The following is a 298-nucleotide window of genomic DNA, read 5'->3' on the forward strand; positions in this document are numbered from 1 at the left end:
GATGCGCTCTCGCGACGCATCGCCAAGTCCGTCTCCACCGGCCACGACATCCGCACCACCCGCTACGGCTGGGATGGCGAGCGGCTGGTGTGCGAGGCCACTGACACACTCACCACCACCGTCCTCTGCGAACCCGACAGCTTCGTGCCGCTACTGCGTATCGAGCAGGATCGGCTCGAACCCGAGAACGCGGAAGACCGGGAGAGTACGCGTGAGGAACGAGCGCTCTTTACGCAGATGTCGACGCTACTGGCCGAGCATGGCCTGGTCGTCCCCAACCCGTTCAAGCCCGAGGCCC

1 protein-coding gene is annotated in these 298 nt (G+C 65.8%); it reads left to right on the plus strand.

Annotation, left to right across the window (positions count from 1 at the left end; all coding sequences use genetic code 11):
- A partial coding sequence (locus DNK49_RS24300; protein WP_207807123.1) for a hypothetical protein occupies nt 1-298 on the plus strand: 298 nt, incomplete at both ends.

It is taken from the genome of Parazoarcus communis SWub3 = DSM 12120 (assembly GCF_003226565.1).
Lineage (GTDB): Bacteria > Pseudomonadota > Gammaproteobacteria > Burkholderiales > Rhodocyclaceae > Parazoarcus > Parazoarcus communis.